General features: G+C 36.2%; 24 protein-coding genes. 16 read left to right on the top strand and 8 right to left on the bottom strand.

All coding sequences use genetic code 11. The features are described 5' to 3' along the window. Positions 1-9: 9 nt before the first annotated feature. On the bottom strand, positions 10-711 hold the full coding sequence (locus tag FXW34_RS16750; RefSeq protein ID WP_147535199.1) for a Dph6-related ATP pyrophosphatase: 702 nt from the start codon (positions 709-711) through the stop codon (positions 10-12). Between the two features lie 179 nt (positions 712-890). Here FXW34_RS16750 and FXW34_RS16745 point away from each other — a divergent pair, with 179 nt between their 5' ends. The 5 genes from FXW34_RS16745 to FXW34_RS16725 all read left to right on the top strand — a co-directional run bounded on the left by FXW34_RS16745 (position 891) and on the right by FXW34_RS16725 (position 5,737). Continuing rightward, positions 891-1,583 carry a response regulator transcription factor gene (locus FXW34_RS16745; RefSeq protein WP_147535198.1) on the top strand — a complete coding sequence of 231 codons (693 nt, stop codon included), beginning with the start codon at positions 891-893 and terminating at the stop codon, positions 1,581-1,583. 78 nt (positions 1,584-1,661) lie between these two features. Continuing rightward, positions 1,662-2,600 carry an ABC transporter ATP-binding protein gene (locus FXW34_RS16740; RefSeq protein ID WP_147535197.1) on the top strand — a complete coding sequence of 313 codons (939 nt, stop codon included), beginning with the start codon at positions 1,662-1,664 and terminating at the stop codon, positions 2,598-2,600. Further along, entirely contained in the window at positions 2,578-3,345 is a 768-nt protein-coding gene (locus tag FXW34_RS16735) for an ABC transporter permease (protein WP_147535196.1), read from the top strand. The genes FXW34_RS16740 and FXW34_RS16735 overlap by 23 nt, the downstream gene beginning before the upstream one ends. A 23-nt stretch (positions 3,346-3,368) precedes the next feature. After that, positions 3,369-4,277 carry a sensor histidine kinase gene (locus FXW34_RS16730; RefSeq protein WP_246141133.1) on the top strand — a complete coding sequence of 303 codons (909 nt, stop codon included), beginning with the start codon at positions 3,369-3,371 and terminating at the stop codon, positions 4,275-4,277. A 20-nt stretch (positions 4,278-4,297) separates the two neighbouring features. After that, positions 4,298-5,737 (top strand): serine hydrolase domain-containing protein, encoded by a 1,440-nt coding sequence (locus FXW34_RS16725; RefSeq protein ID WP_147535195.1) that lies wholly within the window; start codon positions 4,298-4,300, stop codon positions 5,735-5,737. A gap of 111 nt (positions 5,738-5,848) precedes the next feature. On the opposite strand, the gene FXW34_RS16720 is transcribed toward FXW34_RS16725, so the two are convergent. Together FXW34_RS16720 and FXW34_RS16715 are read right to left on the bottom strand one after the other, a co-directional pair. Then, positions 5,849-7,180 carry a sensor histidine kinase gene (locus tag FXW34_RS16720; RefSeq protein ID WP_147535194.1) on the bottom strand — a complete coding sequence of 444 codons (1,332 nt, stop codon included), beginning with the start codon at positions 7,178-7,180 and terminating at the stop codon, positions 5,849-5,851. Next, positions 7,177-7,866, bottom strand: coding sequence for a response regulator transcription factor (locus FXW34_RS16715; protein ID WP_147535193.1), 690 nt, complete (start codon positions 7,864-7,866; stop codon positions 7,177-7,179). Before FXW34_RS16715 ends, FXW34_RS16720 begins: the two co-directional genes overlap by 4 nt. Before the next feature lie 168 nt (positions 7,867-8,034). On the opposite strand from FXW34_RS16715, the gene FXW34_RS16710 reads away from it, so the two are divergent. Then, positions 8,035-8,547, top strand: coding sequence for a hypothetical protein (locus tag FXW34_RS16710; RefSeq protein ID WP_147535192.1), 513 nt, complete (start codon positions 8,035-8,037; stop codon positions 8,545-8,547). 63 nt (positions 8,548-8,610) lie between these two features. On the opposite strand, the gene trmL is transcribed toward FXW34_RS16710, so the two are convergent. After that, positions 8,611-9,081, bottom strand: a complete 471-nt coding sequence (gene trmL, locus FXW34_RS16705) for a tRNA (uridine(34)/cytosine(34)/5-carboxymethylaminomethyluridine(34)-2'-O)-methyltransferase TrmL (protein ID WP_147535191.1) — start codon at positions 9,079-9,081, stop codon at positions 8,611-8,613. Between the two features lie 254 nt (positions 9,082-9,335). Here trmL and FXW34_RS16700 point away from each other — a divergent pair, with 254 nt between their 5' ends. The 4 genes from FXW34_RS16700 (at position 9,336) to FXW34_RS16685 (ending at position 12,197) form a co-directional block, all read left to right on the top strand. Continuing rightward, a complete protein-coding gene (locus FXW34_RS16700) occupies positions 9,336-9,551 on the top strand; it encodes a YdbC family protein (protein WP_147535190.1) in 216 nt (71 codons plus the stop codon). A 272-nt stretch (positions 9,552-9,823) separates the two neighbouring features. Further along, a complete protein-coding gene (locus FXW34_RS16695) occupies positions 9,824-10,408 on the top strand; it encodes a DnaA N-terminal domain-containing protein (RefSeq protein WP_147535189.1) in 585 nt (194 codons plus the stop codon). A 258-nt stretch (positions 10,409-10,666) separates the two neighbouring features. Next, the gene (locus FXW34_RS16690) at positions 10,667-11,320 is read left to right on the top strand and encodes a DsbA family oxidoreductase (protein WP_281292944.1); all 654 of its coding nucleotides are present in this window, start codon (positions 10,667-10,669) and stop codon (positions 11,318-11,320) included. A 100-nt stretch (positions 11,321-11,420) separates the two neighbouring features. Continuing rightward, positions 11,421-12,197, top strand: a complete 777-nt coding sequence (locus tag FXW34_RS16685; RefSeq protein ID WP_147535187.1) for an arylamine N-acetyltransferase family protein — start codon at positions 11,421-11,423, stop codon at positions 12,195-12,197. Positions 12,198-12,229: 32 nt separating this feature from the next. Here the strand turns inward: FXW34_RS16685 and FXW34_RS16680 are convergent, their stop codons facing one another. After that, positions 12,230-12,835, bottom strand: coding sequence for a TetR/AcrR family transcriptional regulator (locus FXW34_RS16680; protein ID WP_147535186.1), 606 nt, complete (start codon positions 12,833-12,835; stop codon positions 12,230-12,232). A gap of 176 nt (positions 12,836-13,011) precedes the next feature. Here FXW34_RS16680 and FXW34_RS16675 point away from each other — a divergent pair, with 176 nt between their 5' ends. Further along, positions 13,012-14,190 (top strand): YhgE/Pip domain-containing protein, encoded by a 1,179-nt coding sequence (locus FXW34_RS16675; RefSeq protein ID WP_147535185.1) that lies wholly within the window; start codon positions 13,012-13,014, stop codon positions 14,188-14,190. Positions 14,191-14,435: 245 nt separating this feature from the next. Then, positions 14,436-15,890, top strand: a complete 1,455-nt coding sequence (locus tag FXW34_RS16670) for a PAS domain S-box protein (protein WP_147535184.1) — start codon at positions 14,436-14,438, stop codon at positions 15,888-15,890. A 42-nt stretch (positions 15,891-15,932) separates the two neighbouring features. Here the strand turns inward: FXW34_RS16670 and FXW34_RS16665 are convergent, their stop codons facing one another. Next, a complete protein-coding gene (locus FXW34_RS16665; RefSeq protein ID WP_147535183.1) occupies positions 15,933-16,649 on the bottom strand; it encodes a hypothetical protein in 717 nt (238 codons plus the stop codon). A 220-nt stretch (positions 16,650-16,869) separates the two neighbouring features. Between FXW34_RS16665 and FXW34_RS16660 the strand changes: the two genes are divergently transcribed. Beyond that, positions 16,870-17,892 (top strand): macro domain-containing protein, encoded by a 1,023-nt coding sequence (locus FXW34_RS16660; protein ID WP_147535182.1) that lies wholly within the window; start codon positions 16,870-16,872, stop codon positions 17,890-17,892. Positions 17,893-17,978: 86 nt separating this feature from the next. On the opposite strand, the gene FXW34_RS16655 is transcribed toward FXW34_RS16660, so the two are convergent. Then, positions 17,979-18,443 carry a DinB family protein gene (locus FXW34_RS16655; protein WP_147535181.1) on the bottom strand — a complete coding sequence of 155 codons (465 nt, stop codon included), beginning with the start codon at positions 18,441-18,443 and terminating at the stop codon, positions 17,979-17,981. Positions 18,444-18,619: 176 nt separating this feature from the next. On the opposite strand from FXW34_RS16655, the gene FXW34_RS16650 reads away from it, so the two are divergent. Both FXW34_RS16650 and helD read left to right on the top strand, forming a co-directional pair. Further along, positions 18,620-19,270, top strand: coding sequence for a vWA domain-containing protein (locus FXW34_RS16650; RefSeq protein WP_147535180.1), 651 nt, complete (start codon positions 18,620-18,622; stop codon positions 19,268-19,270). Between the two features lie 233 nt (positions 19,271-19,503). Continuing rightward, a complete protein-coding gene (gene helD, locus FXW34_RS16645; RefSeq protein ID WP_147535179.1) occupies positions 19,504-21,846 on the top strand; it encodes an RNA polymerase recycling motor HelD in 2,343 nt (780 codons plus the stop codon). A gap of 66 nt (positions 21,847-21,912) precedes the next feature. Here helD and FXW34_RS16640 read toward each other — a convergent pair whose 3' ends face one another. Further along, complete coding sequence (locus FXW34_RS16640) at positions 21,913-22,380, bottom strand: DUF5946 family protein (RefSeq protein WP_147535178.1); 468 nt, start codon at positions 22,378-22,380, stop codon at positions 21,913-21,915. A 162-nt stretch (positions 22,381-22,542) separates the two neighbouring features. Between FXW34_RS16640 and FXW34_RS16635 the strand changes: the two genes are divergently transcribed. Next, a complete protein-coding gene (locus tag FXW34_RS16635) occupies positions 22,543-23,706 on the top strand; it encodes an SEC-C metal-binding domain-containing protein (RefSeq protein ID WP_147535177.1) in 1,164 nt (387 codons plus the stop codon). Positions 23,707-23,715: the final 9 nt, after the last annotated feature.

Genomic DNA, 23,715 nt, shown 5'->3' with positions numbered 1-23,715 from the left:
TAATAACAATTAAATATCTGCAGTTTGTTTCAGCTCTAACGGTAAAAACGCATATTCTCCATCCCTTACAATATCACATTTTTGAACCGCAATTGGATGGTTAAAAATCGGTCCATCAATAACTGTAGTATGAAATTCGCCGCCTTCTCCACATGGATCAATTCCACGCGCTTCAAGCTCATTTATGTAATCGCGAGTTAAAGTGCGACCTAAATCTTCTTCGCTCATCCCTAACGATAAATTTACAGTCACAATCATCGTCACAAATCCAAGATTGATGAAGTCTTCCACCGCTTCACGGTGATTCATTTCCCATAATGGCATCCCGAGCTTTAATTCAACTTTATTTGTAACCTTCTCATGCCAGCAGCCATGTTCAGGCATATCCAGGTCTCCAGTCACTAACACTTCTGCACCGTGCGCTTTAGCAGTCTCTAATAGTTTTATGTATTCTTTTTCATAATCTGTCCAGCTTGCTGCAGCCGTATATACTGGTAATCCGATAGAATTTGCTTGGGCATGAATTAGTTCCGGTGGCATTCCATGTGATCTCGAGCGTTTGCCTTCTTCCTCCATCATTACAATGAGTCCAACTGCTTCGCCTACTTGGGACGCTTTATACAAAGCTAGAACACTATCTTTTCCTCCACTAAAAGAGGAAATGAATTTTCGCCCCTTAGCGCCATTTTTCCAATCTTTTAATTCAGTCATGCTAATGATTCTCCTTTATTTACCTAGTGAACTTTTTGGTTTAATTTGTTCCATTCTACCATGATTTTCTTCTATTGAGTTATTGGGGTAAACTAAAAATAAATACATAAAGGATGATGTGTGCCTTCAATTTCATTTTAGTTGGAATTTTGAAGCTAAGCACGAAAGGGAGAATAAAAGTGGACCAACAAATAAACATTTTAGTCATAGAAGATGATAATGATATAAATCAATTACTATGCAGAATTATTAAAAAAAGCAATTACTTGTCTCAACCTGTCTATTCAGGAACAGAGGCGCTGATCTATTTGGAAAAACAGAAATGGGATTTAGTTTTGTTAGATTTAATGCTTCCAGGATTGTCTGGGGAAGAGCTTCTTGAAAAAATCACCTCAATGGGAACAACTCCAGTCATTATTATTTCTGCAAAGGACGTACAGCAGACAAAAATTGATTGTTTACGTACTGGTGCGGATGATTTTATAACGAAGCCTTTTGATGTTGAAGAAGTATCGGCACGTATAGATGCACTGTTAAGAAGGTTCAAACAAAACAAGGAAACTCCCATAAGTAATCTGTTGATACATAAAGATATTCAGATAGATACCGATGCAAAAATAGTAGTCGTAAATGGAAAAAAGGTAACATTGACTGTCCGTGAGTATGCAATCCTATGTCTTCTCATGTCATCTCCTAATAAAATCTTCTCAAAATCAAATCTTTTTTCAAGTATATGGAATGAAGCTTTCCACCGTGATGATAATACAGTGAATGTACATATGAGTAACTTAAGGAACAAGCTCGCTAAGGCAAATCCAAATGAAGAGTATATTGAAACTATTTGGGGTATGGGGTATCGCTTAAAATCTTAAACTTTTCTTAAGGTTTATCTTAAGAGTTTCTTACAATTTACCCGCTATACTGAATGTTGTACGAAGGAGGTTGTTCATATGAGTGAATACATTTTAAGAACTGAAAATCTTTCTAAAAAATATAAACATGATTTCGCTATTGAAAATATCAATATCACGATTAAAAAAAGCGAAATATATGGATTTATAGGTCAAAATGGTGCAGGTAAGTCGACATTTCTACGTTTGGTAACTGGCCTTATCTTTCCAACAAGCGGAACAATCGAACTATTCGGAAACAAAAATCCTAAAGAGTTTCACGAAGAACAGAAAAGATTGGGGGGGATTATCGAAAACCCAGCTCTTTTTCTCAATATGACCGCGCGTGAAAATTTGGAAGTTCATAGGCTACAAAAGGGTATTCCAGGAAAAGACTGTATTGATAAAACACTTGAACTCGTTGGCCTTTCGGATACAGGCAAGAAAAAGACGAAAAATTTTTCACTTGGAATGAAGCAAAGACTTGGTCTAGGTATTGCCTTATTGAGTGATCCGGAATTCATTATACTCGATGAACCAACAAATGGTTTGGACCCAATGGGAATTGTTGAGCTGAGGGAATTAATAAAAAAATTAAATCGTGAAAAAGGCCTTACCGTCTTAATCTCAAGCCATATATTAAGTGAACTCCACCAACTTGCAACAAAGTTTGGCATTATCCATAAAGGGAAACTATTAGAGGAACTCACATCAAAAGAGCTGGATGAAAAATTCAGACAACATTTGCGAATCAAAGTTGATGATCCAACCTTAGGAGCAACGGTACTTGAGAAGAATCTATTCACAACAGATTTTGAGGTTATGCAGGATGGGACGATTAAGCTATATAGTCAGTTTGAAGATATGCGAAAGGTATCACTCGCGTTAACAAATAATGGTCTAGTGATCGAACATCTCTCACAAACAGGTGACAGTCTCGAAAGTTATTTTTCAAAGCTTGTTGGAGGTGTAGAGCATGACGAATTTGCTGAAGGCTGAATTCTATAAATTAACTCGGAATAAAACCTTTTGGGTATTAGTAAGTTCCGTCACTGGATTAAGTGCATTGTTACATTGCCTGATATTAATGGATTGGTGGCTATTATCAGGAACTGAATTTGAGAAGGCTGGTATAAGTGAATTTAATGGTTTATCTCCATTTATTGTCCTTCTATTCTTTAACTTACTTGTTAGTACGTTAGCTGGTTTTTTTATTTCTACGGAGTTAAACCAAAGTGGTGTCATCAAAAATCAGATGATGAGTGGAAATAAAAGAACGAATATTTTTATGGCAAAGTACATTGTATTTTCGCTCGGTTCCTTCATCATTACAATTTTAATCCCATTCATAACTGCAATTATTCTAGTTTTTTTATTTGGTTTAGGGGATTTATTAAGCGTAACAAACCTCATGTATTTAGCTAGAGCATACGGTTTATTTTCCCTCCAATTTTTAAGTTTTACAGCGATTGTACTCACCATTGCAATTGCGACAGAGGATAGTGGGAAAACGATAATTATTACGCTATTACTCGCGATTGTGATGTTTGCAATCGAGAAGTTTATTACGCAGCCAGTTATCAAGTTGTTTTATGAGAACACATTCTTTTATCAATTTAATGAGGCGTTCAAATATACCATGACGAGTGGTGAATTGATAGTATCGATTCTCATCGGTGTCATTTCATTTGTTGTATTTATTTCATGTGGTGTTTTTATGATTAACCGAAAAGAAATTAAATAATTTCAGGTGAGCGGGTGAGAGCATTGTTTTATATAGTAATAACTTTATCAATAATCACAATGGGCTTGCTCACTCGTTTATTTTTAATGAAAAAAGAAATAAAGAAAATCAGTAAACAGTTGCAGAAATATAACAACCGATTGACAGACAAAAAGGTGGACATCGCCCTTATTGATTATGACATAGAAAATTTAGGTGTGGATATTAATAAACTCATCGATTTATATGTGATAGAGCATCAAAAGAGGATACGTTTTGAAGAAGAGCACAAACAAGCTGTTGCCAACATGTCTCATGATTTACGAACACCATTAACTTCTATTCTAGGATACATCCAGATGGCTGAAGATGATGATATTACTGAAGCTGAAAAGAACGAATTAATCTCGATTGCAAACAACCGAGCAAAAAGATTAGAAACATTGTTAAAGGAATTCTTTGAGCTAAGCGTTATAGAATCTACAGATCATCAGTTGAAATCTGAAAGAATCAATCTTAAGGAGATTACGATTGATGTATTAATGAGCTTTTATGACCGTTTCAATGAGAAGAATAGGGAACCAATCATAAACATACCTGAAAATGAAGTTTTCATTATCTCTGATGATTCAGCCGTAACAAGAACAATTGAAAATTTAGTAGCGAATGCGATGAACCATTCTGATGGAAACATCGTCATCATCCTTGAAGAAAAAGATTCAATTGCGAGATTGATTGTGAAAAATGCTGCCTATTCATTAACCGAAAAAGATGTCAATCAGATGTTTGACCGATTTTATATGGCCGATCAATCGCGTTCTGGTAAAAGCACCGGACTGGGGTTGTCTATTGCGAAAAGTCTTATGGAAAAAATGAATGGTACAATTTCTGGGCAGCTAAATGATGGGCAATTGTCTATCATATGTGAATGGAACGCAGCAAAGAAACAGTGAGTTAGAATGGAGAATTGTCAATGTACAAGAAACTCGGATTTATTTTTCTAATAACCATATTAATATGGAGCCTATGGATTACCCCTTCATCAATTCAAGCTGCTGGACCGTTGAATACAAATGATATTGATGAATTCGTTAGTAAATATATTAAGAAAAATCGTTTACCTGGTGCAGCTATTGTGGTTGTGAAAGATGGTAAACTAGTTTATGAAAAAGGATATGGACATGATGCTGAAGGAAAACCGATCACTGAAAAGTCGTTAATGAGAATCGCTTCTGCATCCAAATCTTTTACGGCTTTTGCCGTTTTACAATTGGTGGATCAAGGGAAAATTAAATTGGATGACCCAGTTGCGAAATATTTACCAGAGATCAAACTGGATGATTCTAGATGGAAAGAAGTTACTGTACGGCAACTGCTAAGTCACACTTCAGGGATACCAAGTCCAATTATTGTAGCTCCAGCGAATACTATAAAAGCAGGGGTAGAGCGTTTACAAGATTGGCAACTTCAGTCACAACCTGGAGAAAAATTTGCTTATAGTAATCCGAATTACTGGATGTTAGCCTTCTTAGTAGAAAAAGTGAGCGGTATCGAATTTTCTGATTTTCTTAAGCAAAAGATATTCTCTCCACTTGAGATGAATGACTCCCTTACAGCCATCAACACTGGGGATCCTGTACAAGGTCTACCAAAAGGATATGTAACGGCATATGGTACAGCCATTCCATGGACGGAGCTTGAACAAATGTTTGCGGGGGCAGGAGGAGTTGTAACAACAGCATCTGACATGGGCAAATGGCTCTCAATGCACACGAACGATGGAAAAAATAAAAAAGGTGAAGCATTACTATCAAAAGAACTATTGGAAGAGTCCTATTCACCTCAGCCTGGAAGTGAAAAATATGGACTTGGCTGGCAGTTAAGTTCCCCAAACGTTAACCCGGCACGCAAGTCACATAGTGGTGACTTATCAACGTATCAAACTCAACAAGACATTGTCCCAAGTAGTGGCTATGCAGTTTCCGTTTTACTTAATAGCTTTACTCCTACATTGAAACATGCCTATGAGATTAGTTCAGGGATAATCCAATTGACAGAGGGAAACGAACCTGAAATAAAAGCTTCTGTACCGATGATACTCGACTTATCCCTTGGCTTTATTACGATAGTATATTTGATCTTGGGAATCAAGGGGGTTGTGAAAAGTAAAGAGTGGTCGAAAAAGAGAAAACAACATCCTACGTGGAGATTTTTCCTTCGATTAATCCCTCAATTGCTTCCTGTTTTATTGATTGGATGGCTGTTTTTTATCGTTCCAACGTTACAAAACAACAGTTCAACTATTATTGATGCGTTTGGACTTTATCCTGCTGCGATGATTTTATTTGCAATCATGTTCATCGTTGGTTTGGCTCTTTCAATTTTGAGGTCCTACTATCGAATAAGAAATTGACGATGGAAAGGGAATTTTCATTAGACAAACACTCACGAACTAGTTTTATAAACATACGTGAGTGTTTTGATTTTACATTATTATATAGAGAACTCTGATAATATTGAAGGTTTATGCTAACGGCAACTCAATGACAAAACGAGTTCCTTCATTTAATTTACTTTCGACATCAATATTACCACCGTGAGAGAGCACATATTGTTTTGCAATGGCGAGACCTAGACCAGTACCACCACTGTCTCTAGAACGAGCATCATCGGTACGATAGAAGCGATCAAATAGGTGTGGCAGATGTTCAGGAGTTATCCCTGCTCCGGTATCTTCAACAATAATGGTTAAACATTTTGTCTTTACCTTCAATAGTCTTAAATATACGTGACCATCTTCAGGAGTATATCGTAAGGCATTCATGAGCAAATTTAATAAAACTTGTTTTATGCGATTACGATCAATATTTAGGACGGTTTCTTCAGTTTGTTTATCTAGTTTCAATAGGATATTATTTTCTTCAGCCAAAGGCTCCAACGCTAATAGGAGTTGAGATGATAGTTCAAATATATCTGTTGGAGTTAAATGCAATGTTAATTTTCCAGCTTCAGCTAAAGACAAGACTCTTAAATCTTCCACTAACTGATTTAGTCTAATTAATTCATCTTGTAAAGGCAAAAGTTCCTCGGGTTTAATCATTTTTCCTTGTTGCTGTATAGAATCTAAATGACCACTGACAATAGTCAAGGGGGTTCTAAGCTCATGGGCAACATCTGCGGTAAGATTTCTTCGGACTGTTTCCGCATGCTCCAATTCCTTTGACATATGATTAAAGGCTTCAGCAATTTTACCATATTCATCCTTTGTCGTTGACGCAACTTGTATGCCAAGTTCTCCTTTTCCTAGTCTGTCAATGGCAGGCAATAGTCGTTGCAAGGGAGAAGCGAGCCATTTTGATAATCGATATGCCATAAGAAGTGAGATCAAAATAAGAACGGAACCACTAATAAGCAGTAAAAATACAACTGATATTGGGATACCAATCATGATTTTCGTGAAATTTGCAACCTCGGGGTCATAATAATAGAATTCACCAACGACATCGTTTTCAACTATTAATTCACGATTGATTCCTAAATGACGCACTAATTGATGTGGTGAGGAACCTTTTTGATAAACAATTCGATTTTCACGATCAAGAACTAGTATTTCCGACCTTTCTTGATTAACCTTTTTTAAAATGTTTATTTGTTCAAGTTGATTCCACGAGTGATGATTGTCGATATAAAAGTCAGTTAGTTCCTTAGAAAGAAATTCCATTTCATTCCCTCTGGTCTCTTGGATGCCTATTTCAATTGTGTTTTTTACGATTAAATAATTTAGTAAAATAAAGACAGTACTAATTCCTACAATTGTAAAGGATAATGCAAGGAAAATCTTTCGGTGAAAACTCATATTTGTTCACCGAATCGATAGCCAAATCCATATACGGTATGAATGTATTTTGGATTAGCTGGATCATCCTCGATTTTCTTCCGTAATCTGCTGATATGGGCATCAACTGTGCGCTCAACATTTAATAGCTCATCCTCTAGTGCAGCTTTTAATAACTGTAGCCTGCTATAAACGACTCCAGGTTTTTCAGCAAGGGTTAATAAAAGCTTGAATTCGGTTGGTGTCATGGTAATTTCCTCGCCGTTTTTCCAAACCCGATATTGCGGAACTGATATTGTAATCTCGCCTCGCTCAATTGTGTCATTAGATGCGGCAGAGTTGTCTCCCACTCTGCGAAGCACGCACCGAATGCGGGCTAATAGCTCGCGTAAAGAAAAGGGCTTTGTAATATAATCATCAGCACCCACTTCAAGCCCCACAATCTTGTCCATTTCATCAGATTTAGCTGTAACCATTATGATGCCTACTTTACTCGTCTTTCGAATTTCGCGGCAAACATCCAATCCGTTCATTTGTGGCATCATCCAATCAAGGACAACCAAGGCAGGATTGACTTCTTTAATCATAGATAGAGCTTCACTGCCTGATTGTGCGGTGGAGATTTCAAAGCCCTCATTTATTAGAAATGAACCCATAAAATCTAGAACCTTTGCCTCGTCATCAACTAAAAGAATCTTTTCGGCCATGAATCTTTCTCCTTTTATTTCAGCTTTTTCCACATTATACACTACGATTTATCTAATCATAAAAATTTCACTGAAACCGTATATGACTGCAACAAGTTCACAACATTTCTTTGTTAATCTTAGAACGTACCTAATATGACAACAAAAGAAACGGGAGGAATAACCTTTATGGCATATCGACTCAATCAAAGGAAAAAAAGCATACTTGTAGCAATTCATGTTTTATCTGTTGCAGCTTGGATTGGCGGAACACTTGGAATGCTCTGCCTTGCCTTCTATTTGCCAAATGGAGCCAATGGCGAACAGCTATTATATACTATGGCAAGCATGGAAGTAATCGATGAAAACTTACTCAAATATCCTGCCTTACTTTCATTAATTTCAGGTATTTTGTTATCTGTATGGACACAGTGGGGGCTAAGTAAGCATTACTGGATAATTATCAAATTGGTATTAACGATAATAACGATTTTGATTGGAATCTTCTTTTTAAATAAATGGACTGCTGGATTAGGGGTAATAATAGAAGATATCGGATTTTTGGCTTTACAGAACGAACAGTTCCAATCGACTTGGACATCAATCGTCATTACATCTAGTTTTAATCTTTTATGTTTGGCTTTTATGACCTTTATTACGTATTTAAAGCCATTTGGAAAAGTAAAGAAAAGTAGAAATTAGAATTACCATTAACAGAGGAATTATGGATATAAACAGAAAAAAATCTTCCAAGCGGAAGATTTTTTATTTTAAATTGGGAAATCCTTGCTGGCGCAACGCCTCATATACTAGAATGGCAGCCGTACTCGAAAGGTTGAGGGAACGAACATTCTCACTCATAGGTATTCTCAAAAAGTGGTCTTTATTTTCTTCTAGTAAATCCATTGGTAACCCCGTTGTTTCTTTTCCAAACATAAAATAATGTTCCTTTGAGACATCACTAAAATCAAAAGCTGAATGCGTCGTTTCACCAAAGGTTTCAATATAGTAAAACTCACCTTGATTTTTTAAAAAGAAGTCATCCAATGAATCATAATACGTTATATTAACAGAATCCCAGAAATCAATACCTGCTCGCTTTAACATTTCTGGATCTGTTGAAAAGCCAAGTGGTCGGATTAGATGCAGGGCTGTCCCTGTAGCGGCACAAGTAAGTGCAATATTTCCAGTATTAGCTGGAATATCAGGTTGATATAGTACAACATGTATTGCCAAGAATGGTCACCTCTATATTTTTTTCTCCATCAAAATTATAGCATAAAGGATGTGATGATACGTACTTATCGGTTGTTCCGATAAATTTTTCTATACGGGGATAAAGTGGACTCTCTTTTCTTGTTCTTGATTAATGATTTCCAAGTGTGTTTAGTGATACACTAAATAGGAAATTTAAGGGATGAGGAATCATACAGAATTTAGAATGTTAGTTAGCTTAAATTGATAAAAAACTAAGAATAGGGGTTATTATCATGGCAGATATAAAATATGAAATTGTTCAAGAAATTGGGGTCCTTTCAGTATCAGCAAAGGGATGGCAAAAAGAACTAAACTTAGTGAGCTGGAACGGTCGAGAACCAAAGTACGATTTACGAGAGTGGTCCGAAAATCATGAAAAAATGGGTAAGGGTGTAACCTTAACAAAGGATGAAATAGAAAAGTTAGTGGAATTACTCAACCAACATTAATGTTAAGAATGGTAAAGGGGATGCTGAGGTATTAGCATCTCCTTTTCGTAGACCATTTTGATAAACAAAATGAATATTGACGTAAAATGGTCAATCAATTGACGGTAAATGTTTATGCGTGTCTGTTGGGGAAATAGTATTTATATTGATTGGAAGGAGAGGGAAAATAGGAGACAGGTAATTGATTATACTGCGATGATCTAATATAAATAGTGATATCTATAATGGCCGTTGGATAAAATTGAAATTGAAAAATAAGGGGATTTATTCAAATGGAACAATGGAATGAAGTTTTAGATCAAATTAAACAAAAAATTGGTAGACCAAGTTTTGAGACTTGGCTTAAAAATACATCAGCTGAACTAAGTGACGATGAATTAATTGTTAAAACACAAAATGAATTTCAAGCTGATTGGTTAGAAGAACGATATTTAACCTTGATTTCTGAAACTGTGGAGAATGTCATGGAAAAGAACATGAAAATTGTATTCTCTTATCCTGATGGAACAGATTTGAGACGGCAGCCATCAACAAATCGTTCTAACAATAGTGCTTATGAAGAATTAAGGGACCAACTAATAGAGCACCAGGAAAAGATAAAACATCTCGAACAGAGAGTAAATCTATTAGAGGGAGTAACGACAAAATTCGTCTATATCAATGATACTAATAGAAAAGTGATTATTCATCCTGCTACAGAAACTCATGGCACAAAATGTGATATGGCGCCAATTCAACCATTAGAACAGAGAGTTTTTTACCTTCCGAAAGATACAAATCCATGGGTCAAAATGTGGGATCATGGCGAAAAAGGTGGACTTGTTATTTTAGTTTCATCCATAAAAAAAGATAATTAAAACTCCCCTATTTCTGTTCAATCAACATTAATAAATGGTTCATTATTGCCTCCCAATTTTCTAGTGTTAGTATTTTACCATTTTAGCAATGTTTGGGGTGTTATTAATGATTAAGCACAGAAAGGTATGTGGATTTCTTTTCAAGTCAAATCACGTGTAAATTTTCAGTGTTCCCCCTATACTATATAAGAATAACGACTAGGGGGTATACTTGTGCATATTGAAATGTGGACTGATTTTGCGTGACCATTTTGCTACATTGGCAAAAGGCGTCTGGAGGACGCTATTAAGCAAATTGACCATCCGATTGAGGTGACCTATAGATGCTTCGAATTGGATCCAACAATTGGGAAAGATATAAAAGAAAACATTCATGAAGCAATTGCCAAAAAGTATGGAATGAGTGTTGAGCAAGCAAAGGCAAATAATCAAAGACTGGTCCAAATGGCAAACGAAATTGGCTTGGACTACCAAATGGATACATTAATATTAACTAACACCTTCGATGCTCACCGTCTGACGATGTATGCGAATACACACGGTTTGATGAAGGAAATGACAGAACGAATTTTACGTGCCCATTTTATTGAATCTAAACACATTGGCGACCACGAAACATTAACTGCATTGGCGGTAGAAGTTGGTTTGGACCATGAAGCTGTGGAAAAGATGCTCGAGAGTGATGAGATGTCTGAAGTGGTTCGTCATGATGAGCAAACTGCTAAACAATACGGTGTTACGGGTGTGCCTTTCTTTCTAATAAATAAAAAATACGCCATTACTGGTGCCCAACCTGCTGAAATGTTTATCGAGGCATTGCGTAAAATTATCGCAGAGGATGAGATTACCATTCTGAATAACGCGGACGGAGCAGTCTGTGATGACGACGGATGTGAAATCCCAAAAAAATAATTAGTAGGGCTCAGAATATTCCTGAGCCATTTTTACTTATGAATATCAATTTTTTCTGACTAACTTTACATAATAAATTCAGTAATAAAGGAGCCAGCAAATGTCTAATATCAACAAACTTTTCCGATTGAGAATTGGTTTTCCTGAGGATCAATTTATTTCGTTTGATTCATTGGACATTCTTCTTGAAAAAACCGCTAAAAGTATTCCGTTTGAAAATTTGGCCATTTTAAGTAAAAGCTATAAGGTCATTTCTAAGCAATATTTAAGTGAAAAAATTCTGTCCAATAATGAAGGTGGAGTCTGCTATGAAATTAACACGATGCTTTACCATTTTTTAATGGAAAATGGATTTGATGTGAAGTTGATTCGTGGTCGGACGTATATACATGCAGCACAAACTTGGAGTCCGACGGGGAGAACTCATGTGGTTGTTTTGTTAACTCATGATGGTAAAAATTATGTAGTTGATAGTGGCTTCGGATTAAACTTACCTTTGAAGCCGGTTCCTCTTTCAGGTGAGGTAGTCACTTCGGAGACTGGTGAGTTCAGGATTTGCTGGGTTAAAAGCGAGGATGGAGATTATTTGATGGAAATAAAGCTCAAAGGACGGGATACAGAATGGGGGAGCGGATACATATTTGATACAAAGCATCCAATTGTGGGGGAAACTGTATTAAATGAAGTCCAGCAAATTATTGTGGAAAGTCCATTATCCCCGTTTAATAAGGCTCCGCTTCTTACTAAGGTAACAGATAGGGGTAATATCGTTTTGACCGAGACTGCATTTACTGAGCGGATAGATGGAAAAGAGCACAAGCGCGAGATTGATCATGTTCAATTCCAGCAACTGAAAAAGCAATATTTTAATATGTAATTTAAGGTGTCCAGTCAGTAATCCATTTTTCATTATTCAATTCTAGGTCCAATCATACTAAGCGGGCCTTTCGTAACGATTTGTGTCAGATGCTCAGCCATATATTGTGTGGAATGTCGATTGTCTTTAAGAACCCACCATCTAATTACACCGATATAGGCAGAACATAAATATTTTAATAGAAAATCTGCAGAGATCTCTAATTTGTTTAAATCGCCGACGACCGTGATAAAGTTTGCTGTGAACTTTTCAAATAAAAAACTTTCTACCTTGTTAGCGAAATCAGCGTTTCCGTTTGGTCCCATCATGATTTTATAAAAATCAATATTCTTTTCTATATTTTCAAATACATTTAATAATGTTATTTGTATTTGCTTAATGTCGATTCCATCATCTATAAGGTGAAAGGGATTTTTGATGGTAGAGATTAACTCCAATATATAGCTGTCGCAAATTTGATCTAGAAGGTCGTATTTGTCCTGGTAATGCAAATAAAAAGTTGCTCTATTGATAAAAGCCAAATCGGCAATATCCTGTATCGTAATGGACTCGAAGCCTTTCTTATCAATAAGTGATAGGAAGGCTTCTTTTATTAATTTTTTTGTTCGTAGCACCCTAAGGTCAGTCTTTTTCTCCATATTGGCACTCCTTTTTTATCTCATTTAAAAATAATCAACAATTTATGAATAACTGTCGTTTAATTAACAGGTCAATAGATTTTGCTCATTGATATGTACGCTCTATTTTCTATAATGGCATTATAAACGACATGATATGAAATATACAACATAGTGTCAAAAAAGGGGTGTGTAAGATGGGAGGATTTTTCAAAAATAAGATGGTTTGGCTTGGGCTAGGAGGGATTATACTTCTTGCCAGCGTGTTAACTTTTGCATTTATGGGTTCCACTATAAATTCAACTCCAAAGAAAATGCCATTAGCGATTGTTGTGGAAGATGAGGGTGTCCAACTAGCAAATGGCAAGCAAATGAATCTTGGTGAGGCGTTAATTAAGGACATTCAAAAAGAAGATTCACCAAGTGTTAAGTGGAAGCTATTGAAATCAAAGCAGTCCGCATTGTCGGCAATGGATGAGAAGAAATTTTACGCAGTGATTATTATTCAGCGCGACTTTACAAGGGATGTTCTTTCGCAGGTTACTAACAAGCCAACGATACCAACTGCAACAATCATCATGAACGAAGGGATGAATCCTGTTGGGGCGAGCGTGGCTTTACAAATTGCTAATGGTGTAGTAACTCAATTCAGTAAGCAAATTACAATTCAATTGTCTTCACTGATGGCTGAACTGAATATCCCTATTACACCTGATTTAGCAAAGACCATTACAGAACCATTTAAGGTCGATACTGTAAAAAGGAATCCGGTTGGGACCAACAACGCTAATGGGAATACTCCAGCGCTGTTTACTCAAATATTGTGGTTGGTTACTTTTATTAGTTCGATGATGTTGTTTACCATTCGTAAAAAAGGACCGAAAGAAAATCAGACAGCATGGAGTTTGGTGAGTCAAATTCTTGCTGGGACTCTCTATGTATCTATATCTAGCGGGGGTATTTTGATTTTGGCGGTTAGGGTATTGGGTGTCAGCGTTCCTAATGAAGGGGACTTGTTCATGTTGTTGGTTTTAATCGGCTTGTGTTTCTTCCTTATCCAGAATGCTTTGTTAATGTGGATTGGCTATCTTGCTGCACCAATAATTATCTTACTGTTCTTTTTTTCTGCTCCTATTCTCACCATGGCACCTGAGATGCTGCCAGAATTCACAAGGGACTATCTATATTCTTGGATACCCTTCCGTTTTAGTGTAGAGAGTTTTAAAGATTTATTATTTTTCAAAAAGGGTCCGTTTGAAAGCGGAATGGTGACATTAGGTGTATCGGGACTAATTTCTTTATGTATGATCGGATTATCTATTCTTAAGCCAGTGAAGAAGGGGAGTTTCGCCACAACAGATCAATCAATTCTATAATACTAAGTTAGCATTATCTATAACCAATAGTAGTATCAAATGCCAGAAATCACCCAAAATTGGGCTGAAGCTGGTATTTTTTATTTAAATATATTAAAATATTGATTTTAAAACATGTTAAGTACATGTAAAATAATGAGTATAAGGTTTAACATAGCTGTTAGTAATAATAGTTTATTTTTTTGTAATTAAATAATTATCGCAAGATAGAGTAAAAGTGCTTTTCGCTTTATTAGGAGGCTATCATGAACAGGTTCGACTTGTTTAGAGAGGTGTTTGAACAATCGCATGTTCCACAAATCATCATAACCCTTGATTTGAAAAAGTCGAAAGGGAACAAAGCTTTCTACGATTTTATCGGTTACACAAGGGAAGAATGGAATGCAATGACCATTCGGGACATTTCTCACCCTGAAGATTATATAATAAATGCTCAATTAATGAACGAGTTATTTCGTGGGGAAAGGGACTACTATCAACTCGAGAAACGCTATTTTCATAAGTCTGGAGCCATCATTTATGGTACATTAAATGTTTCTCTTATTACAGACCCAGTTTCGAATGAAAAATATATGTTTGCACAGGTTATCGATACAACTGAAAAGATCATTATGAACCAATCATTAATCGAGAATGAAAAGAAATATCGATTATTAGCAGAACATTCTTCAGACATGATTTTACTTCATGATGTAAATGGAGTATATCAATACATTTCTCCCTCGTTTGAAGCAATATTGGGCTATGACAGATATAAATTAATCGGTGTCTCGTCCCCATATGACTTTATGCACCCAGAGGATAAACCAAGAATAAATGCGCTTCATCAACAATTAATGGATGGCATAAAGACAAGTAATCTATTTTCCTATCGAATAAAAAAAGCCGACGGTTCTTACATTTGGATAGAAACGAATATTAAAGGAGTATTCGATATAAAAACCGGTGAATTAACGGAGATAATCTCGGTATCAAGGGATATTCAGCAGAGGGTGGAAACGTTCGAGCTCTTAAATAAATCAGAAAGACTTGCAATCGTAGGGAGAATGGCTGCTGCAGTAGCACATGAGATCCGTAACCCACTTACGCCAATTAAAGGGTTTATTTCGTTATTATCTGATAAACGAGAATACAATCCTTATTTTATCGAAATTATTCTTGATGAGATAAAACGAATTGAAAACATCATTACAGAGTTCTTGGCTTTGGCCAAGCCGTCAATACGCAAAATGATCGTATTAGAGGTTGATCAACTCATCATGAAAGTAGTAAACCTTATTCAAACAGAAGCATTAATGCAAAACATTGAGCTTAAAGTCCGAATAGGGGAAATTCCAAGAATCATCGGTGACGAGAACTCTTTGAAACAGGTGTTACTGAATGTATTACGTAACGCAATGGAGTCGTTGGAAGAGAATGGGACGGTCCATATTAGTTCCAAAATTGAGGATAGATATGTGTGTATCATAATCCAAGATAACGGTTGTGGGATTTCTAAGGAGAGACTGTCTAAGATAGGTGAGCCATTTTATTCAACAAAAGAAAAGGGAACTGGACTCGGATTGATGACAAGTATCAACATCATCGAGGAGCATTTTGGTAAAATCGAAATCGAAAGTGAAGAAGATATTGGAACCACAGTGAAAATATTGCTGCCTATTGATAAAGCAAGTAAAGCTTTTTCGAGAAAGCGGCCATAATGTTACTGTCAAAGCAAAACCGAGAAGGTTGTCCTTCTCGGTTTATTTGTCGATCCATTGAAAATTGATAGCGTCTATAAATCTCGTGCTTTTTCCTGTTTTTAGGTCCATTACGTAGTTATGCCCATAGAAACTAGAATCGCTTATGATTCCTTCTAATATCGAACCAAAAGGAGTGAGATGCTCCATTGAATGGTAAATTAAATAATTACCATCTGGGGACAACCCAATCGGACCATAACCAGTAAATTTTTCATCATACATACCATAGAACTTTTTTATACATTTTTCTTTACCATTTTCTGTTATGTAGATTGATCCTTTCTTTGATTTAACAGAAAGATTGGCTGTGGAAGTCATCAAATAATCTGATTTAGTGATAAAGTCTTCTTTTTTTATTAAAGTTGGATTTTTACTTCCTACTGTTAAAGAAAATAAACTCCAGTCCCCTTCATTCATAGCAATGAAACTGATTTTTTCTTTTTTGCTATCGTAATAGTAATCGATGATATTGTCGTTTAAACTCCCATAACCATCATTCCCTTTTCCTTTATGAGAATAAAGCATTTGTTCATTTTTTAGATTTGCATCTGATTTAAACAGTGTTAGAGCGCCATCGACCCTTTTAAGGTAATAAATTTCTCCGTTTAATTGTTTGACAATGTCAGAGTTCGCAACACTAGAAACACCCTTCACACTATACAAAATTACAGCAATTAAAATAATACTCAATGAAACAATCAGAAACTTCTTTTTCATAGTTTTAACTCCTTATTGGTTATCATTCTATATAGTGTAATATTACACTATTTCTATCAACCTGTGTTAAAAAATGTAAAATTCCCGGTGCCTGTCACCACCCGAAATTTGTCGAATTGCATGTATGGCTGAAATGTGTTGTGAAAATGGTAAAATTGATAATAAAAACCTTATTTTAATTGGTTGAAGCATGCCCATATGTAGAAGGGGGAATTGAATCATGCCATTGGAAATTGTTCGTAATGATATAACAAAGATGCATGTAGATGTGATTGTAAATGCTGCAAACACAGAACTGAAAAAGGGCGGGGGAGTTTGTGGAGCTATTTTTCACGCTGCTGGTGCAAACGAACTGCAATTGGAATGCGATAAAATTGGCGGATGTCCCGTCGGACAAGCGGTCATAACAGACGGGTACAAGCTGAATGCAAAATATATTATCCATACACCAGGACCCATTTGGCAAGGTGGATTAAACAATGAAGCTGAGCTATTAAAAGATTCATACAGAAATTCCTTGAAACTGGCCAAGGAGTATCATTGTGACTCGATTGCTTTTCCATTGATTTCGTCTGGCATCTATGGATATCCAAAAGAGGAAGCTTTGCAAATAGCCGTTTCGACGATAAGTTCATTTTTGCTGGAACATGACATGCTCGTGTATCTCGTTGTTTTTGATAAGAAGTCCTTTGGAATAAGTAAAAAATTATTCACATCAATTCATCAATTCATCGATGAGCATTATGTTGAAGAAGTAAAAACGATGAGTTTTAATCTTAATAGAATTGAAGAGCGGTTAATGGAGGAACCGCTTTATAATGAAGATTTAATGGTGCAAGATGTACTAGAAGAAGCGGAGCATGCTCCAAAGCAACGGAGTTTGGTTGACCTCCTAAACCAGTTGGATGAGTCATTTTCTGAAAGATTGCTACGTCTTATCGATGAAAAAGGTTTGACTGATGCTGAAACGTATCATCGTGCTAACATTGATCGACGCTTATTCTCGAAAATCCGCAACGATATCCATTATTCTCCTAAAAAGAAAACAGCTATTGCTTTTGCTATTGCCTTACAGTTAAACCTGGATGAAACAATCGATTTATTGGGCACAGCAGGATATACGCTCTCACATAGTAGTAAATTTGATGTCATTATTGAGTATTTTATCCGGGAAACCAACTACGACATCTATGAAATTAACGAAGCCTTGTTTGCTTTTGAGCAGCCGTTGCTTGGGGCATAAAGTTTAAGGGAACCTCTATAATAGAGGTTCCCTTAAAAATTGATTCCTGGATTTCTCTCTTTGTTTACTTATATACCCTTGGAAAGTTATTTTTTAAACATCGGTAGATTCTCTTTACCAATCATACGCAAATAGGTGAATAACTGACCTTTATGATGAATTTCATGATCTCTTGTCATTTGTAATAATACATGTCCAGGTAATTTTGTTCCGAAAAAGCTTGTTAAGTCGATGAGTTCATCAAACTGGTTGTCTGATAAGTTTTCGAATGTCGCTGTTGTTTTAGACGATACTTCTCGAGCAAACTGCTTAAGAGCTTCGGCTGTTTGAATTTCAGAACCTGCTCCAGATTGATCGATAATGGCTCCTTCTTTGGCAGCAGTTGCAAATAAGTCCGCAGATGTAATCATATGTAGAATGAGCTTTTTCAAAGACATTGCATCTGCCCAAGGTTTAAAGTCTAAATCCTTATCTGATACAAATTCAATCAATTCTTCAGTAACTGCACGATGTACCATCCAACTGTCTACAAATTGTTTTGCTTTAGACAAAGTAATCCCTCCGGTAAGTTATTGATAACACTACCATTATAATGTTTACCAAACTGTAGTTCAAAAATAAAGAAGCAACAAAATATCACCTGTGCAGAAATGTCGCTTCCAAAGCGACCAATTGTTTTCTATGCTTTGTTATCCTTAGTTCATAAAGGAACGGAGGATGATAAACAATGAAAAAGAATTTGACCGAATTAGTGTTTATTTTAGACAAAAGTGGATCTATGGCAGGGCTTGAGGCAGATACGATTGGCGGATACAATTCCATGTTGAAAAAGCAGCAAGATGCAGAAGGGGAAGCAATTGTCACCACCGTATTATTCGACCATGGTTACGAATTATTGCATGACCGTATTAATGTAAGAGGAATAGCGCCTATTTCTGATGAGGAATATCAAGTTGGTGGGACAACCGCATTGTTCGATGCAATCGGTTTTACAATCCAAAAAATCGTGAATGTCCAAAAAAGAACGAGTGAAACAGAACGTGCAGATAAAGTCCTTTTCGTCATCACTACTGATGGAATGGAAAACGCCAGTCGTGAATTTACTGCGAAAAAAATCAAAGAAATGGTAGAGCATCAAAAAGTAAAATTTGGTTGGGAATTCATTTTCCTAGGCGCAAACATCGATGCGGTTACAACTGCTGCACAATTTGGAATAGATGAGGATTTCGCAGTTGATTATCGTGCGGACAACATTGGCACTCAATTAAACTATGAAGCAGTAAACGAGGTTGTCATGAAGTTTCGAAGCGGTAAAAAAATTGATCGAAGTTGGAAGGAAAATATTGAGCAAGATTATAACAACCGATCTAGAAACTAAATAAGGAAAAATGTGGACTATTTTAAAAATATAAATAATAAAACGACATTCAAGAATAGAATGTCGTTTCTTTATTTTGGTCGAAATGGATTGTGTAAATATCAAGTTTGTGATAAAGTAGTATAGAAACGCTTGATTACACTTAAACAAATCAAACCTTCCCAATTTTAATTTTACAGCATTTTTTTCAAAATGTCAACTCTAATATCAAATTTTTTTAAGGAGTGCATGCAATGAGTAGTGAACTAAGCCATGAACAAGAACGTTTGTTAAAAGTAATTGAAACGATCTCTGAACAAATCAATCATCTTGAAGATGATACAGGTAAACTTCGGAAAGAAGTCGTAAATATTCGAAAGCACTTTTGGGACGACGTTAAGGTTAACATCGATACGTTTGACGATTATCTTGAGACTATTATTGGACTTAGACAACAAGCTCAAGCACTGTCCGTGAGTCAGAGCACACACAGGCACTCCTTTAATAAACTATCTGCATTGCGCCGGATGCATGCTTCGCCCTATTTTGGTCGAATTGATTTTAAGGAAGAAGGAGAAAGCATAACAGAAAAAATATATATCGGCATCTCAACACTAACGGATAAAAGTGGAGAAAATTTTTTGGTCTACGACTGGAGAGCGCCAATCTCGAGCGTTTACTATGACTATCCACCAGGTCCAGCAGATTACTCAACACCTGGTGGAGAAATAAGTGGAGAGTTAGAAGAAAAATGGCAATATATCATTCGTGATGGTGTTATTGAATCGATGTTTGATACGACTGTTACCATTGGAGATGAGATATTACAGCAGGTGCTTGGAAAAGGTACAGATAAACATATGCATAGCATTGTTGCTTCGATTCAACAGGAGCAAAATAAAATTATTAGGCATGATCGTGGGCGTTTGCTGATTGTTCAAGGGGCAGCTGGTAGCGGGAAAACATCAGCAGCATTGCAGAGAATCGCATATTTGCTTTACAAATATCGAGAATGGATTAAAGCAGATCAAATTATACTATTTTCCCCAAATGCCATGTTTAATCATTATGTATCGAGAGTGTTGCCTGAGTTAGGTGAAGAAAATATGGAGCAAGTCACTTTTCAGGAATACTTGGACCACCGCTTGAGTAAATCGTTTCAAGTAGAAAATCCATATCAGCAATTGGAATATGTGCTGACTGGAATGAATACTCCTTCATACAAGACGAGAATTGGAAGCATCAAGTATAAAGCCTCCATTGATTTTTATGAGGTTGTTCAAACTTACAGAAAATCTCTGGAAGATAACGGTATGTTATTCAAAGGTTTAAAATTTAGAGGAAAACCGATAGTCACTTCTAAACAACTCGAAGAAAAATTTTATCAATATGACTCTTCTTATAGCTTCCATAGTCGCATTGAGAAGCTAACCGATTGGTTAAACACATTATTAGATGAAACCGAAAAGCTTGAGTTGAAAAAGTCCTGGGTTGAAGAGGAAATTCAGTTGCTTAGCAAGGATGAGTACCAGAAGGTTTACAAAATACTACAAGAAAAAGAGGTATTTACAGAAAACTCTTTCGAGGACTATGAAAAAGAGAGCAAAATGCTTGGGAAAATGATTGTTCGAAAAAAGCTAAAGCCGCATCGAAAATGGGTTAAATCCTTAAGCTTTATCGATGTTACAGGAATTTACAAGCAGTTATTTTCGACCTCTGATACATTCCGAAACTGGAATATTGGAAATAAACCTAAGGCGTGGAATGAAATCTGTCTCTTGACGACAAATATGATTAATGAAGGAAATTTATTATATGAGGACGCGACCCCGTTTTTACTTTTAAAAGAACTAATACTAGGGTTCCAAACGAATACTTCTATTAAACATATATTGATAGACGAGGCCCAGGATTATTCGCCATTTCAATTTGAGTTTTTGAAACGGTTATTTCCTGCAGCAAAGATGACGGTGCTTGGAGACTTTAATCAGGCAATCTTCATGCATGCCAGTGATATGGTTGATTTTCATACACTAACAAGGTTATATGGTCAGGAAGAAACAGACATCATTCAATTGACTCAAAGCTATCGATCTACAAAACAAATTACGGAATTTACTCGGGCTCTCTTGCCAGACGGAAACAGAATTATTGCTTTTGACCGTGGCGGGGAGAAGCCCGAGCTGACAAAATTGTCCAATTATGATGACTTACACAGCGATATTACTTCTAAAGTAAACGAGTTAATGGGGCGAAGCTACAATACAATTGCAATTATTTGTAAATCTGCTTCCGAAAGTTTGAATGCGTACGAAGCTTTAAGTCACATCGAGGATATCAAGTTAGTAAAAAGTGGCTCTATAGAATATGAACAAGGGATTGTGGTTATTCCATCATATTTAGCAAAAGGAATTGAATTTGATGCAGTGATTATTTACAATGCATCCGCGGAAACTTATGGGGATGAAAGTCTGCGTAGATTGTTCTATACTGCATGTACACGGGCCATGCACTACTTGAAGCTTTATAGTGTTGGTGAACCAAGTCCTTTTCTTCAAAATCTCGGAACAGATTGTTTAAGTGTGACTCTTCGTTAAATAAATCCATACATTCTTACAAAAAATAGAGGGCCCATGCACTTTTTGTTGTGGGTCCCCCATTGTTTAGTATGGCTCCTGTAAAAATCCATTTAAGTTTACCCTTACAGAATCCTTCCATTGATTTATTTTATTAATCGCATTTTCTTCGCCACAAAGAAAGACATCTTCTATTGTCATAGCCCATTTTCTAGTGTTTCGTTGTCTTTTGGTGCTCGGTAGGGGATTGGTTATTTTACCGATTTTGGCAACAAGTTCTCGATTTTTCTTTAATATATAGCTTGTTTCCCAATTATTTTCATAGGCTTCAATAAATAAGGTCTTCATAAGATCGTATCCTTCCTTTGTAAAATTAGAAGGATGTTGCAGCATATAACAAGATACTAGCCAAAAGTGCAAATCATATAATTTTGGATCGTTATGCTCCCAAACAAGAGGGTATTGGAACATTTCGTGACAGGAATGTCCGTCAATTTCCCTCGCCCCACATTCAGAACATCGTCCTTTCTCCATTACGGTATGAAATTGGACCATACTTAAGCCTCCCTATATGAATATTTTTATATTTAGTATAAACGTTTACGTAAGGTAAAGGTCAACTGGCGAAGTTTGTATTTGTGGAATTCATTAAGGCGCTTTATGGTAAAATTAAAATAACTTTGCATTTACCTGGAACCTAATCGAGAGGATGTTAATATGACATTTCTAGACAAAATTAAACCGCACCTAACTAGTAATGACTTTTTAATTCAAGAAACAGTATTGCATACGATACACGATTATCCATTCTTCCCAGAAGACTGGACTAAACATTTAATAGAGGATGCATTCAAAAATAACGAAACGCAAGATGCGATATTGATTTACATAGATCATCAACCAATTAACGAAGATGCAGTTAATGTTCTTATCGAAAGTATACCAACAATGGACAAGTCCAATGCTCATTTAGCAATAAGATTATTTGACAATGTAGAGCCTGATCTGGCACTTAAGTATCGAGTCCAATTGGAGAAATATCTTCCAAAAGACAGGTGGAATTTATACGAACTACTTATTAATGGAACAGAGGAAGAAGTATACACTGAATACGGGGAAACCCTAGCTTCCTTGGAACATGTGGATTCTTTTCAACACACCTTATACATAAAGGCAAAAATGCTAGCAGCACGTATCGTTAGAAATGGCTGGATTACTGAAAATGAGATTAGTTCTGTCATTCTTGAAGAAATGAATGAAGATTGGTTCTCGTTAAATAGAATCATGAATGTGTATATGCTCGGTTTAATGAAATTAGAAAAGTATATCCCAACATTAGCAAGTTTGTTGGAGCGCGATGATGATATTTTATTGGAAGAAGTTTCTGCAGCTTTAATTGGATTCCAATCAGATAAAGTAGTTGAAGCGATTGCTCCATATTTAAAGCGTTCTGAATCTCTTATTTACGCAGCATCCATCGTTGAAAATATTAAAACGGACCTTGCTGTTGCGGTGTTAAGGGATGCATACCTCCATGTAGTGGAACTTGAAGATCAAGATTTAATATTTGAAGCACTTTGCCATCAATTATCAGAAGCAGCACTCCCTGAAATTAGCAGCCACATGGAAAAAGAGGAATTCTCAAGTTTGATTGATATCGAGCAGACTGCTTATGGCTATTTTTCTATTTTAAATTTGAGCCATCCTGAGTTGGGATCATGGAGAAATCAGGCGTTGGAGAGAGAAATGTATTATAGAAAAACGAGCAACAAAGAAAGCTTTATTTTTACACCGCCAGTTCGTAATGATGAGAAAATTGGTCGAAATGACCCTTGTCCGTGTGGCAGTGGGAAAAAATATAAAAAGTGCTGTGGGAATTAGAATGAATCG

Origin of the sequence: Bacillus marasmi, from assembly GCF_902168435.1 — a bacterium.
Classification (GTDB): Bacteria; Bacillota; Bacilli; order Bacillales; family Cytobacillaceae; genus Bacillus_BU; species Bacillus_BU marasmi.
This window is presented reverse-complemented; position numbering and strand designations above follow the sequence as displayed.

Coding starts and splice junctions, on each gene's coding strand:
- FXW34_RS16680 (WP_147535186.1), bottom strand. CDS start 12,835: ATGGAGAAAAAGACTGACCTTAGGGTGCTACGAACAAAAAAATTAATA.
- FXW34_RS16635 (WP_147535177.1), top strand. CDS start 22,543: ATGACATTTCTAGACAAAATTAAACCGCACCTAACTAGTAATGACTTT.
- FXW34_RS16725 (WP_147535195.1), top strand. CDS start 4,298: ATGTACAAGAAACTCGGATTTATTTTTCTAATAACCATATTAATATGG.
- FXW34_RS16670 (WP_147535184.1), top strand. CDS start 14,436: ATGAACAGGTTCGACTTGTTTAGAGAGGTGTTTGAACAATCGCATGTT.
- FXW34_RS16720 (WP_147535194.1), bottom strand. CDS start 7,180: ATGAGTTTTCACCGAAAGATTTTCCTTGCATTATCCTTTACAATTGTA.
- FXW34_RS16685 (WP_147535187.1), top strand. CDS start 11,421: ATGTCTAATATCAACAAACTTTTCCGATTGAGAATTGGTTTTCCTGAG.
- FXW34_RS16650 (WP_147535180.1), top strand. CDS start 18,620: ATGAAAAAGAATTTGACCGAATTAGTGTTTATTTTAGACAAAAGTGGA.
- FXW34_RS16715 (WP_147535193.1), bottom strand. CDS start 7,866: ATGGCCGAAAAGATTCTTTTAGTTGATGACGAGGCAAAGGTTCTAGAT.
- FXW34_RS16660 (WP_147535182.1), top strand. CDS start 16,870: ATGCCATTGGAAATTGTTCGTAATGATATAACAAAGATGCATGTAGAT.
- FXW34_RS16750 (WP_147535199.1), bottom strand. CDS start 711: ATGACTGAATTAAAAGATTGGAAAAATGGCGCTAAGGGGCGAAAATTC.
- FXW34_RS16740 (WP_147535197.1), top strand. CDS start 1,662: ATGAGTGAATACATTTTAAGAACTGAAAATCTTTCTAAAAAATATAAA.
- FXW34_RS16700 (WP_147535190.1), top strand. CDS start 9,336: ATGGCAGATATAAAATATGAAATTGTTCAAGAAATTGGGGTCCTTTCA.
- FXW34_RS16675 (WP_147535185.1), top strand. CDS start 13,012: ATGGGAGGATTTTTCAAAAATAAGATGGTTTGGCTTGGGCTAGGAGGG.
- helD (WP_147535179.1), top strand. CDS start 19,504: ATGAGTAGTGAACTAAGCCATGAACAAGAACGTTTGTTAAAAGTAATT.
- FXW34_RS16665 (WP_147535183.1), bottom strand. CDS start 16,649: ATGAAAAAGAAGTTTCTGATTGTTTCATTGAGTATTATTTTAATTGCT.
- FXW34_RS16640 (WP_147535178.1), bottom strand. CDS start 22,380: ATGGTCCAATTTCATACCGTAATGGAGAAAGGACGATGTTCTGAATGT.
- FXW34_RS16735 (WP_147535196.1), top strand. CDS start 2,578: ATGACGAATTTGCTGAAGGCTGAATTCTATAAATTAACTCGGAATAAA.
- FXW34_RS16695 (WP_147535189.1), top strand. CDS start 9,824: ATGGAACAATGGAATGAAGTTTTAGATCAAATTAAACAAAAAATTGGT.
- FXW34_RS16710 (WP_147535192.1), top strand. CDS start 8,035: ATGGCATATCGACTCAATCAAAGGAAAAAAAGCATACTTGTAGCAATT.